Here is a 14,943-nt window from a genome sequence, read left to right as displayed (position 1 = left end):
CAAGAGTTCGCATGACTGATATCCGTGCCCCTTAACGAGAGTGAAGAGCACCCACCGAACTCGGCCGGAAGGGTTCAGTGAAGTGCCCGGATGACGCGTTGTCTCAGGATGGGGTCGCCGATGCTGTCGGGGTCGTGCCAGGCGGCGGCGGTGACCTCTTCGGTCTGGAGCGGACCGATCGCACTGGTGGTGTGCAGGAGGAAGCGGAAGTCGATGTGCCGGTGGTCCGGCTCGCCCTTGGCCGGGTTGGCGGGAATGGAGTGGATGTCGATCTGGAGAGGACGCTCCCCGGCCGGGGTGACGGCGGCGGTGGGGATGCCGGTCTCCTCGGCGAGCTCGCGCAGGGCCGCGTCCAGGAGGGTGGTGTCGGATGCCTCCAGATGACCGCCGGGCAGCAACCAACCGTCCAGGACGAGGTGATGGATGTGCAGGATCCGCCCGTCGGGGTCGGCGAGGATCGCGGCGGCGGTCGCGTGGCCGCGGAACTCCTTGCGGGTCGTGATGTCCGCGCCGTCGTCGAGCAGTTCCAGGGCCGGGGCGAGGCTCTGCCTGTCCTCGGGGTACGCGTCGAGGTAGTCGCCGATGACACTGCGAATGTGGTCTGCCGTGATGGCCAAGTCGATCACCTGTTGACGTAGGAGAGCCGGATCGCCGCGACAGCGGCGCGGTCGGCCGCGGAGACCTCATGCATACCGGGTGCGAGGTCTCCACAGGCGAGCTTTCCGATCCTGGCGAGCCTCTCGTCCTGGGCCAGGAGGACGAACGGCGAAGGCCGTTCTCTCATCGGTGCGGTTGGATCGTTCCTTCCCGCTCTTCGGGAGGTGGGAGCGCCAGGGTGCACCAGACGATCTTGCCGCCGGGGGTGGGGCGGTAGTAGCCCCAGTCGGTGGCGAGGAGCTCGACGAGGTGCAGGCCGCGGCCGTTCTCGTCGTCGGGGTGGGGATCGCGGACGACCGGGGTGAGCGGGCTGGCGTCCCAGACGCGGAACACGACGGTCTCGCCCATCCGGTAGACGTCCATCCAGATCTGGTCCGGGTCGGCGTGCGGGATCGCCTTGGCGGCCTCGGGACACGCGGCGTGCGCGGTGATCGCGTTGGAGACCAGCTCGGAGACGAGGAGCTGAGCGGTCTCGATCAGGTCGTCCCGGTGCCAGCTCTCCAGTACGCGTCGGACGTGGACCCGGGCGTAGTAGGGCGAGGTGGGGAAGACGGAGAGTTTGAGGTACTGCGTGCTGCTGGCGACATCGGTCATTTTCCCTGGCTCCTGGTCAGTACGTCGGACATAGGACCGGCGCCGTTCGCGGCCGGGGACGCCGCGCTCCCTCACGGGGGACGAGAGGGCACGGCGCCGGTCCTACGGGAGTACGGCCGGGGAGCGTCGCAGATGTATCGCCGGTCGTACCGCTGAGGCCGGGCGGGCACCCGGTACGGGGTGGGCCGCACCGAGAGGGAAGATTGTCCGCCCGGCCGTCTGGGGAAATCCTTCGTTTTGCCTTCCGGCGGGAACCCCACCTGGAATGCTTACGGAGAGAGCATGCACCATCACACAAAGTAAAAGCAATCCGGGCTTTTACATTGCCTGCTTGATCCAGAAAGGAGCTAAAGATGCGAGAGAAAGAGGAGATGACCGGAATCGCGCCTCTGTCGTCGCCCAAGCGCCAGCCACCCACGGTCCGCCTACGTCGCCTGGCAGCCGAACTGCGTCGCCTCCGCGAGGAGGCTGGACTAACCCAGGCCGAGGTGACCGAGAAGACCGACCTCAACCTCGCAACCCTCTACCGAATCGAGACGGCCAAGACCAAGCCACAACTCCGGACACTCAACGCGCTGCTTGACCTCTACAACGCCACCGGAAGCCGCCGCGCCGACCTGGTCGCATTGCAGAAGGAGGCCAAGCAGCGCGGCTGGCTCCACAGCTTCGAGGCGAGTCTCCCCGACCAGTACACCGCCCTCATCGGCCTGGAGGCAGAAGCCGAACAGGCCATCAACTACGAGTCGCTGTTCATCCCCGGCCTGCTGCAGACCGAGGACTACATCCGGGCGATGATCCGCGGTGTGCGGCCAGCCGCCACCGACGAAGAGATCGAGAATCGCGTCAGCGCCCGGCTGCAGCGGCAAGCCCTTCTGGAGGGAGACGCCCCTCTCCACCTGTGGGCGATTCTGGACGAAGCCGCTCTGCTCCGGCAGGTCGGCGGCGTCTCTGTCATGCGTGCCCAACTCAAGCACCTGGCCCAGCAGGCTCGACGCCCGCACATCACCGTCCAGGTCATCCCATTCTCCGCTGGAGCCCATCCAGGAATGCCCGGCAGCTTCATCGCCCTGAAGTTCGCCGAGGACGACTTCGATGTGGTCTACATCGACAGCATGGCCGGCGACCTATTCCTTGAGAAGGAATCGGATATCGAGATGTATAACCATATGTGTCAGCATCTTCGCGCGATAGCGCTCAGTCCAGCCGACACAGCCGCGCTACTCGCGTCTCTAAGCGAAGATCATTAGCGGAAGGAACCGCGATGCAGCCAAACCTATCCGGTGCGCGCTGGCGCAAGAGCAGCCTCAGCGCCGACGGCGCAAGTTGCGTCGAGACGGCCTTCGTCGGCAACGACGTCGCCGTCCGCGACACCAAAAACCGCGACGGCGGCACCCTCATCTTCAGCCGCACCGAGTGGACCGTCTTCATCAACGGCATCAAGAACGGCCACTACGACAACCCTGTCTGACCACAGAACCCCGGGAAGTGTGTCGTCGTACAAGACGGGCGCTTCCCGGAAACAACCGTGGACCTCACATGCTCACGTTCCGGATGACCGCCGCGTACATGTGCACCGGGTCGGTGGTGAGGTCCTTGCTGATCAGGCCCGGCAGCGGTGGCAGCGGCCCGATCAGCCAGAGCAGGGGATACTCCATCGGTGATCGTGGCCGCCTCCCCGCAGAGGTGATCGAGGCATACCGGCAGTCGACGAACCCGCAAGCGGCTTTCCCCGTTTCGGAACACGGCTGACGTCGGCGAACATCCGGGCGGATATCCCCGCCATCGCCCCTTGGCCGATACGAGTTCTCCCACGGTGTCGTGCCGGCCTCCGATCGCGATCAGGGTCGGCGAGGTGGGCCTGGGCGCGGTAACGAGACCGGCGGCTCAGTGGTGCGCGCGGAAGACATGACTCGGCCGCCCCAGCAGGACCCTCACCGGTTCAGATGGCGAGGACGGTCAGCGCGGCTTCCACGGCGGCGGTCTTGACCTCGTCGAACGGAAGGTCAGCGTGTTCCATCACGCAGTCCGATATGCCGCCGAGCGCCACGGTCGCGTGGATCTGCGCGGCGGTGGAGGGGGTGGGGCCGAGCAGGAGGGTGGTCAGTCGCTTGCGCCACGCCCACATCCGGTCCATCAGATCGAGCTCGACCAACATGACAGGCGTGTTCAGGATCACCATGAACACCTCCCGATGCCGCCAGATGAGCTCGAAGTAGTCTTCGAGCAGCCGCCGCTCGTCTCCGGGCTCACGCTCGGTCGCGAATGTCTCCAGCTCGTCTATGAGCGGCTGGATGATGCTTCTGACCAGGTCGTCCCTCGACTCGAAGTGGTAGTAGAGGGCCGGTTTGGTGATGCCGAGCCGATCGGAGATCTGCTTCAGGCTGGTGTTCTGCACACCCTGCTCCAGGAAGAGCTCGCGGGCCACCGCCTGGATGCGCATCTTGGTGTCCGAAGCCCTCGCCATGGAACCAAGAGTATCGCTTACCTATCGTTAAGTAATACCTTGCGTTCCGCCTCAAATTCAGCTTACCTATCGTTAAGTAATCGACTTACCTTCCGTTAAGTAGGGAGATGGCGTATGCGGATCCTCATATCCGGTGCCAGCATCGCCGGCCCTGTTCTGGCCTACTGGCTCAACAGCTACGGCTTCACCGTCACCGTGGTCGAGCGGGCTCCCGCACTGCGCAAAGCGGGCGGACACGCGGTCGACCTGTTCCGTCCGGCGATGGACATCATCGACAGGATGGGCCTGACCAAGCCGGTCCAGGCCAGGAAGACCGGCACCGAGTGGCTCTCGTTCCGCTCGGAAAACAGCGACCGGCCGCACGAACTGGAAGTCGGCAAGCTGATGCGCATCGTGTCCGACCGGCACGTCGAAATCATGCGGGACGACCTGGGGGAGATCCTCTACGACGCCACCCGGCACGACGTGGAATACCTCTTCGGCGATTCCATCGCCTCCATGACCGAGGACGCCGACGGCCTCGACGTCACCTTCGAGCGAGGCCCCGCCCGCAGGTTCGACCTGGTGATCGGGGCCGATGGACTGCACTCCAACGTCCGGCGCCTGACCTTCGGTCCGGAGTCGCGCTTCTCCACCTGGATCGGGGCCTACCTGGCGGTCATGTCGATACCCAACTATCTGGGCCTGCGCGACCGCATGGACGGGATCACGGGCGTGAACAGAATGGTGGGCGTGTACGGCGGGGCGCACATGGACGACGCCCGCGCGGTCTTCCTGTTCCGCCCCGCCGCCGAGCTCGACTACCACCACCGGGACGTCGACCGGCAGAAGGAACTGCTGCGCCGACACTTCGCCGGGCTGGGCTGGGAGGTGCCCCGCCTGCTCGGCGAGGAGCTGGACCGCGCCTCGACGTTCTACTTCGACTCGATCACCCAACTGCGCATGGACACCTGGTCCCGGGGACGGGTGAGCCTGGTCGGCGACGCCGGCTACTGCCCGGGCCCCGCGGTCGGCGGCAGCACCAGCCTGGCCGTCGTGGGCGCCTACGTCCTGGCCGGCGAGCTGGCCGAGGCCCGCGGCGACCACACCCGGGCGTTCCCGGCCTACGAGCGGGAGATCGGCGACTATGTACGGCGCAGCCGCACCTACGCGGTCGGCGCCGCCAAACGGCTCATCCCCGACACCCGCCTGGGCCTGTGGGGCCTGATCCAGGGAGCGCGGCTGATCAGCCATGTCCCCACGCCGATCACCCGCACTCTGGTCGGCTTCGGCGGCAGGGGCACACGACTGCACGACGAGGTCACGCTGAAGCACTATCCGCAGGGACCCGCTGTGAAGAACGCCGCGGCGCCTGACCTCTGACCTTCACGACGGTTGACCGCCGGATCAGCCAAGAGCTCGGTGCTGATCGGTGCCCCCTCCGTCCCGGCCTCGGCTTCCACCCGGACTTCGACCTGCTCCAGGAGGTCTTCGCCGACCCAGCGCTCATCGCCCGCGGCCGGTATCGCGAGGTGGTCAGCGGATATCTGCGCGGCGACGACGTCAGCCCCCGCATACTGCAACGCCTCGCCGCGAAGGACCCCGGCAAGGCGAGCGAGGTCTTCCGCAAGCTGCTCAAGAAGCGGCGTTTCTCCTGGGAACGCGACGGCGAAGCGCTGCTGCGCAAGCACAAGGCCGACTGGTACGACGGCCCCCGCCTCCCCAGAGTCATCCCCGTATAAGACGCAAACGGCGAGAACGGCGGGGCGGGTCATCGAGTGGGACGTCGGTTTTCTCGCATTCAGTCGTTTTTGTCTTTGCGGTTTTCTCAAGGCGACGGAATGCCAAGATGATGACATGACGGGTACGGGGCTGCGGTCCGCCGCGTTGTCGTCGGCGGGGGTCCTTCTTCCGGTCGCCCTGAGCGTGGCGGTCAATCAAGTGCTCAACGCAGGCGTGTGGAGCAGGCCATGGATCGTGGTCACCGTGGTGCTGGCCTTCGCGGGATGGTACGTCACCCGCCTGATCACGCGCGTCTCGACCTCGGCCGCCGGGGACCTCGCACAGGTCAAGGGGCGGCTGGCGGGGCTGGTGGTCGATTTCTGGAATACCGAGATAGCGAAACGGTCTCTCGGCGATCCGCCGATTCCGGTCCCCTGGCATCTCACCCAGCGGACCAAACTCATGGACCATCCGCACCTGATCACCGAGGGTGAGCTGTCCTTCACCGGCCGATCCGACGACATCGCCGAGCTGGCCACCCGCTTCCGCCGGCTGCCCCGCCGTCGCCTGGTCATCACCGGCGGCGCCGGGACAGGAAAGACCACCTTGGCCGTTCAACTCCTCGTACAACTGATCGACACCCGCGAGCCGGCGGAGCCGGTGCCGATGTTGGTGCCGGTCGCCGACTGGGACACGGAGCTCTATCCGCGCTTACACGATTGGATCGCAGAGCGCCTGCGGAATGACTACCTGGCTCCGAAAATGCCCGAGCAGGGCCGCGATGCCGCCGAAATATTAGCCTCGGGTGGTCATATCCTGGCCATTCTTGACGGCCTGGACGAGCTGCCCGAACTCGCTCGCGCGAAAGTGATCACCCAGCTGGGCAGAACCCTGGCCCCGCGGGATCAAGTAATCATCACCTCCCGCACTGGCGAGTATTCCGATGCCCTCGTGAACGCACGACGCGCGGTCCGGGCCGCCGCTGTCATCGCCCCCAAGACGCTGATCCCCAACGTCGTCGGCGACTATCTGGCCACCTGCCTCCCGCCTCACCCCCCGCAGCCCTGGAGCACGCTGCTGCGAGCTTTGCGGACCGGCGCGACGCCTGCTCTGGCGGCCATATCCTCGACCGCGTTGGGACTGTGGCTGATCCGAACGGTGTACGTCGACCAAGACCGGGACCCGACCCCGCTGTTCACGGTCTACCGCGACGATGTTCCCGCGCTGCGCGCGCACCTGATGGACAACCTCATCGAAGCGTTGCTGATCGCCCAGAAGCTGTCGGGGACGACTCGCCGGAAAATCCCACAAGCCTGGGATGCCGAGCGGATACGCCGGTGGCTGGTCCGGCTCGCGACGTACGCCGCAGAACGCGGAACACCCGATTTCGCCTGGTGGCAGATAAACCAACCCCGGCAGGGCGGATTGAGAGTGCCACCTCAATGGGTCGTCTCGCTGGTTGTCGTACTTGTTTACGCACTACCTGTCGCGGCCGCCGCCGCGCTGGCCGGGAGCCCGATACTTGGACTTGTCGCCGGTTTCGGCTTCGCGTTCGGAAAATCGATCGACACGCCCGAGCCACCGGAGTTGAGGCGACTACAGATCTGGCGACGTGTCACCACGGCGCTACGCGAGAACAGTGGCCGCATTGCTCCCGTATTTCTCACGATGAGCCTGCCTTTGGCGGCAGGGGTGACGGCCATTCAGGGGATCGGAGCCGGGATCTTCTCAGCCGTGGCTTCTACGCTCACCATCTGGGTTGGCCTCGCACTGCATGACAAGTCCCCGCCAAAGGATTCCGGCCAGGCGCCGGAGGATCGGCTTCCGCAGTTCACCAACGCTCTCACCCCCCTGTCCGCCTGGAAGATCAACCGGTCTTTAGTAGGACTTCAACTGATGGGAGCACTGGTTTTTGGGGCGGTTTTGGCGATCTCCTCGGAGTGGGTGCTCTCATATTTCCCCGGGCCGCGAGACATCTGGAGTGACATTGGGCTGGGGCTCATAGTCGGATGCAGTGCCGGTCTGACACAGCGGTCACAGCATGTCTGGTTGACGTCCCGGATCACGTTCATATTCTTGGCCGTCTCGGGCGAGCTGCCGGTGCGCACGGTGAGGTTCTTCGATGAAATGCACCAGCTCGGCCTGCTACGCGCGGTCGGCCCGTTCTATCAGCTCCGACATGCTGAACTACATGACCATTTAACAGCGATGGCCGACAGAAATCAGCTGCCTTCGAGTGGAGGCGCGTTGTGACTGTCAATGGCCAAGTGCGTGTCGCCGCCGGTGGCCGGGATCGACGGCCCGACTACGGTGAGTGGCGCGTGGTCGAGTAAGAACCGCGAAGTGAGGCCGGGCTTCCGGCCTCATGACGGGCACCCGGCCATCGCGTTCTGATCGCTCTCTTCGCACCTGTCCGCGACCCCAACCGCCGCCCTCATGGCGGGATCCAGCTCCTCGGGGGAATTCTTCGACGATCAGTGGGCCCGGCCTCGGGTCCCGGTGTTTGAGCTGAGGCCAGGCCCATGGTGATGCTCACCGGCCTGCCCCTCGGGAGGCGATGAGGCTGTCAGGACGGGCCAGGAAATCTTGCCGCCCGGGCCCGCGGACAGCACCTCGGCCGACCACCCGCTATGGACGCGGAGATGGCGGCTCGTGCTCGGCGACTGCCGGGCGTGTCACGGACGACGCCGTACAAGCACCTGCCCGAACTCCAGCCCGAGTGTCCGAGCCTGCCTGCGATCGATCAGCAGGCCAAGTGAGCTCAGAATTCCCGGCCCAGAAGTCTAGAGATAGATCTCCGGGCCACAGACACCGTTGCTGTTGCAAACGTGGAAGCTGCGGAACCTGGACTTGCTGGTGATCGGATTTTTTTGCAGGCATTTACCCCTTCCCGCAGAGTAGGAGCCGCCGATTTCCCGACCCGGGATTTCCGACTCGGTATAGTACAAAGACCCGTACTGCATGGTTGAGCTTGTGCAGAGTTGGGAGAGGGTTGGAGTCACGGTCCCGATGACACCCGGAATCGACTGACTCGCGGCCGATGCCGGCGGCGCCCATGCCAGCGAGGCGAGTCCGCCGAGCGTCAAGGAAAGTGCTACCGCCGATAAACGTCGGGTGAGGCGGTTGTGACGCGACGTGGTGGATCCCTCGTGTCCTGCCATGCGAAAATTCCTCCATCGATTTGAAGAGAACCTAGGCAATTAGAACTATTTGGTTGCGATTTCGACAACCTATAAGTTTCCAGGGTGTCGCTGAGGCGTCGATCAGGTAGGGGAACACGCGGTCGAACAGCGCGGATTCATCGATCGGCTCACCACACTGACCGGCCAATCGAGTACGAGTTCTCCCGAGATGCCGTGCCGGCCTCGATCACGGTCAGGGGCGGGCGCGGCGGGCCTGGGCGCGGTAGTGGTCGAGGACGTCCTGGCGGAGGAGGTGGCCGAAGCCCGCGGCCTCGACGCGCAGGCCGAGTTCGTGTTCGGTCACGCCGAGCGAGACGGCGGTGTCGGCCACGCTCCAGCCCGCGGCGGCGAGGCTGGTCAGCAGGTGACCGCGCCGGACCTGGTTCTCCGACAGGCGGAACGTCTTGAGGTACGCGAGTCGGCCGGCGCCGTCGGTGATGAGCTCGCCGATGTGGTTCTCACGCCGGCGTTCGAAGGGCGGCAGGAAGCGTGACAGGCGATACCCGCCCATCTGGTAGACGCGCTGGTAGGTGTAGTCCGTGCCCAGCAGCGCGCCCGCCATGACCCGGTCGTGGAAGGCCGCCCACTCCTGCTGCTGCCGGCGGGCCCCCGCGCGCAGGTCGGCGAGCGAGTGCACCGTCGCGTCCTCGATGCGGGCGCGGAAGTCGGCCACCGGACCGCTGAGCAGCGCGTAGTGGTAGATCAGCTCGCCGTACAGGTCGTGGACGAGGGTGGTGTGCAGGGCGCGGTAGTCGTCGGGGTGCGGCACCACGAACGCGGCGGCGAGCGCGTCCGCGACGTAGACGAGGACGCCGCACTGGCCGCGGTGGATCTCGAAGACGCGAAGGGCGTCCTCCAGGCCGCTGACCTGCGCGCCCGTGTACGCCTCCTCGACGCGAGGCGAGAGCCCGCGGCTGATCGCACGGTGCGACCATTCCTCCCACACGATCTCCGGCCCGCCGAAGTGCAGCGCCAGATACCCTTCGAGCGCCAGGTGCAGGGGCAGGAAGCGCAGCCGGTTCCTGTCGGTTCTGCGGGCCATCCGGCGGTGGAAGCGCAGCGGCATCCGGCCGGGCGGGCGATCACGCTCCCGTGGCCCCCGAAGCTGCGTTCCGTACGCCGAGGCGGGGGTGCCGTCATCCGTCCAGGTCGCCACGAACCCGTGCGGGATGTAGGAGAAGTACTCGGTCCGCGGACCCACCTCGACGACGCCGAGTTCCGCGTCGTAGAGGCGTGCGTCGAGCCGCAGGTCCTCGATCGGCTCCTCCCTGACCAGCGGGACGAGCCGTACGCCACCCCATGCCTGCGCGGGGCGGGTGGTGAGCCCGGTGAGGGCGAGATCCGTCACATGTCCTCCTACGGGAACCGCTCGACGCCGCACACCGGGCGGTCAGGTTCCGTCACGCGTCTTCCTGCGGGAACCGCTCACGACCTCACGCGTCCTCCCGCAGGAACCGCTCGACGCGGCGCGCCAGATGGGCTCGCAGCTCGCCGATCCCGGTGCGTCCCTCCGCGAACCGGGCCAGCTCCACCAGGGCGACCAGGTTCTCGGCGTCACGGATCCCGGCGGTCGGGACGGTGGGCGCCAGCCGCCGTACGTCGAAGTCGGCGGCGTCGTACACCGGGTTGAGGTGTACGACGGCGCAGGTGTGGTCCGGGTCGAGCCGGGTGCGCCAGATCCGCAGTACCTCTCCCGCGAGCCCCGGCGGTGAGTTGTCCCATCCGTCGGAGACGATGACGAGGCGGCCGGGTCCGCGTTCGAGGCCGTCGAGGATGCGCTCGCCGAGCGGTGTCGCCCCGTACGGATTGACGAGCAGCGCGTCCGTACGACCCGACAGCCACAGCGGCGTGTACTCGGCGGACAGCGCCTCCAGCAGGAAGTGGCAGGCGAGCGCGACGGCGAGCGGGCGACGGCGCTTCTGCCCCGAGCCGTACGCGGAGAAGCTGTCGTCGAGGACGGCGACCGTCGCGCCCCAGCTCCCGGCCTCGTCGCCCGCGGCCCGGCGGGCGGCCGCACGCAGCGCCGCCGTCAACTCCGCGCGGCGGCGCACGCGATCCTCTGCCGAGAGGGCGAGCACGTACGACGCCAGCCGGGTCAGCGGCATCGTGGTGAGGTCGGCACGCACCGCGTCGACCTTCAGGGCGTGCGCCGACTCCTGCAGGCGTAGCCGCTCCAGCCGGGTGAGCCTGGGCGCGATGCGCTCCAGGAAGGTGGCGCGGGCGACGCGATGCTTCGCCGTGAACCCCTCCGCGACCGTGTAGGGCAGCTCGTACAGCGCCGCCTGCTCGTAGTGGGCCCGCCGCCAGGTCTCCAGGATCGGTGTGGTGTAGGCGGCCTGCCGGTGCGGCGTGAACAGAAACGGCCCCAGCTCCCCCTCAGGGCTCAGGTGAGCGTGACGGACGGCGCTCTTGACGGCACCCCGGTACTTCACCGCGTCGAACGCGAGATCCGACCGGGCGGCCAGCCACTCTCGCATGATCGCCCTGGTGCGCCGGTTGTTCACCCTGGCGCGGCGCAGCGCCGCAAACAGCCCGTACACCCGAGGCGGTGGCAGCAGGGCGAGCCTCCGGGCGATCAGGCGCCCCTCGGCCCGACGCTGCTCCAGGTCCGCCTCCCCCGCCGTGACCAGCAGGTTTCTCGCGATCAGTACGGCGTTGTGGTCGTTGACGTCCAGGGCGAGGGTGGCCGCGTACAGGTCGCGGTAGTTCCCCAGCAGGTAGTCGTGCAGGAAGTCCAGCGAAAGACCCTGCTCCTCCGCGCCCGAGTGGAACTCCCGCTGGCCGGTGGCGGTGATCGCCGCGTTCACGAACAGCAGGACGTCCTCGGCGGCGATCAGATCCGCGCTGGTCTCCATCTCCGCCTCCGGGGGTGTGCACGGGGTCGGCCGGGGAGTGGGGGCACGAGCTGCGAATCATCGCTTCAAAGGCGGGTCCCGGAAGTCGCACCGAAGTCCCGCGGCCGACCCCGGAAGGCTAGCACCGGCATATCGCCTTCTTCTTCCTTATTTACCGCCGCCATGTGGGCCGACGATCCTCGATGAGCGGTAGGAGCCCTTTGCGGTTGATTGCCCGCTCGGCGGTATCCAGGTAGGCGCCCGCGATCCGCCGTGCTCCGCGCCTCCTCCTTTTGAGGCGTCGATCCTGCGGGATCCGCCGGACGTGCTGCTCACGTCCGCTTAGCCGGGGTCGGCGCAGAGTTGGGAGGTCAGGGTGGTGCGTGCCCACTCTTCCCAGGTGTCCGGTGACCAGTCCCGGTCGCGGACGAAGATCAGGTAGAGCTGCGGGCTGAGCAGGCCGAACAGCAGGTCCGCCGCCATCTCGGCGGAGAGGCCGGGACGGGCGTCGGGCTTGCCGACCAGGGCTTCGGCCGCCGCATGCTGCACGGTGTAACGCGGGTCGGGGCCGTCCGGCCACTGTGCGGCGATCTCGGGGTCGGTGGCCGCGGCGGCCGCGATCAGCGGCATGATCGGAGCGACCCTGCCCAGGATCTCGCCGGTGCCGTGGACGTGCGCGCGCAATTGCCCGGCCGCGGTGGGTTCGGCGCACGCGGCGCGAAACCACTCGCGATCCATGGTGGCGACCGGCTCGGTGTCCCCGGCTATGGATGTGTCGACGACGTCCTTGAACAGCGTGCGCTTGTTGTGGAAGACGAAGTAGACCGTCTGGACGGCCACGCCCGCCCGGTCCGCGACCTCCTGCAGGCTCGTCGCCCCGTAACCCTGCGCGACGAACAGCTCGCGAGCCGCCTCGATGACCTTTCCACGGGTGCGGCGTGAGCGCTCGGCCCGCTGATCCGGTCGCTTGACTCTGTCCATATTGCGAGTATATCTCTAGAGTATGTCACTAGAGTTCAACTCTAAATTCTTGGAGGAGACGATGGACCGGCACAGCACCCCCCGGGCGACGGAACCGGACCCGGCCTCGACGCGGCGAGACCCGGAGGAGGAGTCCGTCCACCGCGCGCTGGAGCGCTACTACCGCACCGGCAAACCACCGTGGGACACCGGCGTGACGCCGCCCGAGCTGGTCGCCCTGGTAGAGGGGCACGGCGCGCTGCCACCCGGCCGCGCCCTCGAACTCGGCTGCGGCACGGGGACCAACGCCGTCTACCTCGCACGGCACGGCTGGGAGGTGGCGGCCGTCGACCTGGTCGACCGCGCCGTCGACCAGGCCAGGAAGAAGGCCGCGGAGGCGGCGGTGGCGGTACGGCTGCTGCACGGAGACGCCACCCGCCTCGACGAGCTGGACGTGCCGGGCCCCTTCGACCTGTTCTTCGACCTGAGCTGCTACTGCGGGATCCCGCTGCACCGCCGCGACGCCTACGCCGCCGGGCTCACCCACCGCGCCGCTCCCGGAGCACGGTTGCTGATGTTCGGGTACGGCCCCGAGCCGCTCGGCAATCCGATCCCTGAGGTCACGTCGTGGGCGGCGGGCGTCACAGCCGACGAGCTCCGCGCCAGGTTCACCGGCTGGGAACTACTCGACGTCACACCGGGCACCAACTCGGTGCCGACCTTCTGGTTCACGCTGCGCCGCGACGCCTACTGATGCCATAGCCCCGCGCCCAGTGATCGACCGGTCGCGGGGCCGTGGCATCTCGTGGACGACACCCGGTGGTTCCCGATCCCCCGGGTGTCGAATCCCTAAGGGAGCTGTCCGGGTTCGTCGACGACTCCCGCCGCGACCTCGGCGGTCGCGAAGACGCTCCCCTTCTGGAAGGCCACCTCGCCGTTGATGAGGTAGTCCCGCAGGTATTCCGTCCGCGAGCCGAGGTGGTTGTAGGTCGTGCTGTCGAGGACGACGTAGGAGCGTTCGACGACCTCGCCGTTCTCGTCGCGCCGCGTGCCGGAGCCTGGAGAGTCCGCCTCGTAGGCGATGCCCATGCCCGACCTGCCCACCGCGTCGCGTACGCCGAGGTCCACCCGGACTCCCGGGATCCTGGCGAGGGCGCGGAAGATCGCGGCCTCCAGCTTGGGCGGCATGTACTCCTCCTGGCCGAGGTAGAGCGACAGCACTCGGAACGCCCGTGCGTCCGGGTGCTCGTGGAGACCGCGCTCCTCGACCGGCTTGTCCCTCCAGTGCAGGTCGCCCTTGACGTGGGCGAGCAGTTCGTCCGGGTCGGTGGGCAGTTTGGCCAGCCTCGCCGCGTACTGCTGGGGGGACAGGTCGTCGTCATCCGGGTCGGGCTCGACGGTCCGCCTCTCCATCGGGCCCGAACCCAGCCGGGTCGCCTGCTCGGTGCCGTCGTAGCGGGTCCAGTACTCCTGCGTCTCGACCGCGCCGTCGGCGGGCTGCCTGACGACGCTCTTGCGGTACAGCCACTGGTCGGGACGGGGCGGGGTGTCCTCGGGCCGGCGCTTCTCGGCCGTCAGCGCCGCCTGTCGCAGCATGACCTGCGCGCTCACCGGCGTCACCTCCACGATCGCGGGCGGCGACACGACCGACCGGCCGTCGTCGTTCACCACCACGACCACCGCCGCGATCGCCGCGACGGCCGTCATCGCCGCCGTCGTGACCATCGGCAGCGAGAGTACGGGACGGAACCGGCGGCGGGGCCGCAGGGAACGCGCCCGCAGCGCGCGCAGGCGGTCGGCGTCGGGTTCGGGCGCGTCCGCCCGCAGCTCACTCAGCAGCTTCAGGTCATCCACGGCCGGTCTCCTCCTCCGAGACATCCGATACGTCCGAGACATCGGCGGTATCCGAGATATTCACGACATCCGAAACAGCGGACGGGTCGACCCCGCCCAGGGCCTCACGGGTCTTTCTCCTGGCACGGTGCAGGCGCGAGCGCACCGTGCCGACGGGCACGCCGAGTGCCCGCGCCGTCTCCTCGTAGCTGAAGTCCGCCCAGGCGATCATCAACAGCACCTCGCGGTCTTTCGGCGACAGCGTGGCGAGCGCCCTCACCAGATCGCGCTGCGCCGCCGACGCCGTCACCCGGGCCTCCACCCGGTCGGCGTAACTCTCGGCGACCTCGTCCACCCCGGTCCTGGCCAGCGAGAGGTACGCCCTGACCTCGGCACGGCGGTGCTTGCCGATGAGGTTGGCCGCGATGCCGTACAACCAGGGGCGGGCATTGGGATAGTCGGTGTCGTAGCGCCCGAGCCGCCGCAAAGCGGTGAGGAACGTCTCGGAGACGATGTCGTCGGCCACCGAGTCCCCCAGGCGCCGCGTCACATAGCGGTGCAGGGCGGGGGCGTGCCGGTCGAACAGCACCGAGAACGCGGCGGGATCACGCCGGGCATGCTTGATCACCTCCGCGTCGTCCAGATCCGTCTCCACATTCAAGCGTGAGCTCCGTTCCTCGATCCGGGTTCCTCGATCCGGGTTCCTCGGTCCGTCACC

16 protein-coding genes are annotated in these 14,943 nt (G+C 67.5%); 6 read left to right on the top strand and 10 right to left on the bottom strand.

The annotated features are described in order from the left end of the window. Nucleotides 1–74: 74 nt before the first annotated feature. From AB0B96_RS23085 to AB0B96_RS23075, 3 genes are read right to left on the bottom strand one after another with little or no spacing between them, the layout of a single operon-like run. Nucleotides 75–617, bottom strand: coding sequence for an NUDIX domain-containing protein (locus tag AB0B96_RS23085; RefSeq protein WP_362901657.1), 543 nt, complete (start codon nucleotides 615–617; stop codon nucleotides 75–77). A gap of 5 nt (nucleotides 618–622) precedes the next feature. After that, complete coding sequence (locus AB0B96_RS23080; RefSeq protein ID WP_362901655.1) at nucleotides 623–784, bottom strand: hypothetical protein; 162 nt, start codon at nucleotides 782–784, stop codon at nucleotides 623–625. Next, nucleotides 781–1,251 (bottom strand): ATP-binding protein, encoded by a 471-nt coding sequence (locus tag AB0B96_RS23075; protein WP_362901653.1) that lies wholly within the window; start codon nucleotides 1,249–1,251, stop codon nucleotides 781–783. Before AB0B96_RS23075 ends, AB0B96_RS23080 begins: the two co-directional genes overlap by 4 nt. A 353-nt stretch (nucleotides 1,252–1,604) precedes the next feature. On the opposite strand from AB0B96_RS23075, the gene AB0B96_RS23070 reads away from it, so the two are divergent. Together AB0B96_RS23070 and AB0B96_RS23065 are read left to right on the top strand one after the other, a co-directional pair. Further along, complete coding sequence (locus AB0B96_RS23070; RefSeq protein ID WP_362901651.1) at nucleotides 1,605–2,498, top strand: helix-turn-helix transcriptional regulator; 894 nt, start codon at nucleotides 1,605–1,607, stop codon at nucleotides 2,496–2,498. 14 nt (nucleotides 2,499–2,512) lie between these two features. Continuing rightward, the gene (locus AB0B96_RS23065) at nucleotides 2,513–2,719 is read left to right on the top strand and encodes a DUF397 domain-containing protein (protein ID WP_362901649.1); all 207 of its coding nucleotides are present in this window, start codon (nucleotides 2,513–2,515) and stop codon (nucleotides 2,717–2,719) included. A gap of 64 nt (nucleotides 2,720–2,783) precedes the next feature. Here AB0B96_RS23065 and AB0B96_RS23060 read toward each other — a convergent pair whose 3' ends face one another. Beyond that, nucleotides 2,784–2,906, bottom strand: a complete 123-nt coding sequence (locus AB0B96_RS23060) for a hypothetical protein (protein ID WP_362901647.1) — start codon at nucleotides 2,904–2,906, stop codon at nucleotides 2,784–2,786. Between the two features lie 284 nt (nucleotides 2,907–3,190). Continuing rightward, nucleotides 3,191–3,715 (bottom strand): TetR/AcrR family transcriptional regulator, encoded by a 525-nt coding sequence (locus tag AB0B96_RS23055; RefSeq protein WP_362901645.1) that lies wholly within the window; start codon nucleotides 3,713–3,715, stop codon nucleotides 3,191–3,193. A 114-nt stretch (nucleotides 3,716–3,829) separates the two neighbouring features. Here AB0B96_RS23055 and AB0B96_RS23050 point away from each other — a divergent pair, with 114 nt between their 5' ends. The 3 genes from AB0B96_RS23050 (at nucleotide 3,830) to AB0B96_RS23040 (ending at nucleotide 7,669) form a co-directional block, all read left to right on the top strand. Next, on the top strand, nucleotides 3,830–5,077 hold the full coding sequence (locus AB0B96_RS23050; RefSeq protein WP_362901643.1) for an FAD-dependent monooxygenase: 1,248 nt from the start codon (nucleotides 3,830–3,832) through the stop codon (nucleotides 5,075–5,077). 149 nt (nucleotides 5,078–5,226) lie between these two features. Beyond that, on the top strand, nucleotides 5,227–5,436 hold the full coding sequence (locus tag AB0B96_RS23045) for a hypothetical protein (RefSeq protein ID WP_362901641.1): 210 nt from the start codon (nucleotides 5,227–5,229) through the stop codon (nucleotides 5,434–5,436). Nucleotides 5,437–5,551: 115 nt separating this feature from the next. Beyond that, nucleotides 5,552–7,669 carry an NACHT domain-containing protein gene (locus AB0B96_RS23040; RefSeq protein ID WP_362901639.1) on the top strand — a complete coding sequence of 706 codons (2,118 nt, stop codon included), beginning with the start codon at nucleotides 5,552–5,554 and terminating at the stop codon, nucleotides 7,667–7,669. Between the two features lie 1,122 nt (nucleotides 7,670–8,791). On the opposite strand, the gene AB0B96_RS23035 is transcribed toward AB0B96_RS23040, so the two are convergent. The 3 genes from AB0B96_RS23035 to AB0B96_RS23025 form a co-directional block, all read right to left on the bottom strand. Beyond that, nucleotides 8,792–9,946 (bottom strand): hypothetical protein, encoded by a 1,155-nt coding sequence (locus tag AB0B96_RS23035; RefSeq protein WP_362901637.1) that lies wholly within the window; start codon nucleotides 9,944–9,946, stop codon nucleotides 8,792–8,794. Between the two features lie 85 nt (nucleotides 9,947–10,031). Then, nucleotides 10,032–11,453 (bottom strand): hypothetical protein, encoded by a 1,422-nt coding sequence (locus tag AB0B96_RS23030; protein WP_362901635.1) that lies wholly within the window; start codon nucleotides 11,451–11,453, stop codon nucleotides 10,032–10,034. A gap of 321 nt (nucleotides 11,454–11,774) precedes the next feature. Next, nucleotides 11,775–12,413 carry a helix-turn-helix domain-containing protein gene (locus tag AB0B96_RS23025; RefSeq protein ID WP_362901633.1) on the bottom strand — a complete coding sequence of 213 codons (639 nt, stop codon included), beginning with the start codon at nucleotides 12,411–12,413 and terminating at the stop codon, nucleotides 11,775–11,777. A 49-nt stretch (nucleotides 12,414–12,462) separates the two neighbouring features. Between AB0B96_RS23025 and AB0B96_RS23020 the strand changes: the two genes are divergently transcribed. Continuing rightward, nucleotides 12,463–13,146 carry a methyltransferase domain-containing protein gene (locus tag AB0B96_RS23020; RefSeq protein ID WP_362901631.1) on the top strand — a complete coding sequence of 228 codons (684 nt, stop codon included), beginning with the start codon at nucleotides 12,463–12,465 and terminating at the stop codon, nucleotides 13,144–13,146. A gap of 95 nt (nucleotides 13,147–13,241) precedes the next feature. Here AB0B96_RS23020 and AB0B96_RS23015 read toward each other — a convergent pair whose 3' ends face one another. After that, on the bottom strand, nucleotides 13,242–14,246 hold the full coding sequence (locus tag AB0B96_RS23015) for a CU044_5270 family protein (RefSeq protein WP_362901629.1): 1,005 nt from the start codon (nucleotides 14,244–14,246) through the stop codon (nucleotides 13,242–13,244). After that, on the bottom strand, nucleotides 14,239–14,880 hold the full coding sequence (locus tag AB0B96_RS23010; protein ID WP_362901856.1) for an RNA polymerase sigma factor: 642 nt from the start codon (nucleotides 14,878–14,880) through the stop codon (nucleotides 14,239–14,241). The genes AB0B96_RS23015 and AB0B96_RS23010 overlap by 8 nt, the downstream gene beginning before the upstream one ends. Nucleotides 14,881–14,943: the final 63 nt, after the last annotated feature.

It is taken from the genome of Streptosporangium sp. NPDC049046 (genome assembly GCF_040649155.1).
In the GTDB taxonomy this organism is placed as follows: domain Bacteria; phylum Actinomycetota; class Actinomycetes; order Streptosporangiales; family Streptosporangiaceae; genus Streptosporangium.
This window is presented reverse-complemented; position numbering and strand designations above follow the sequence as displayed.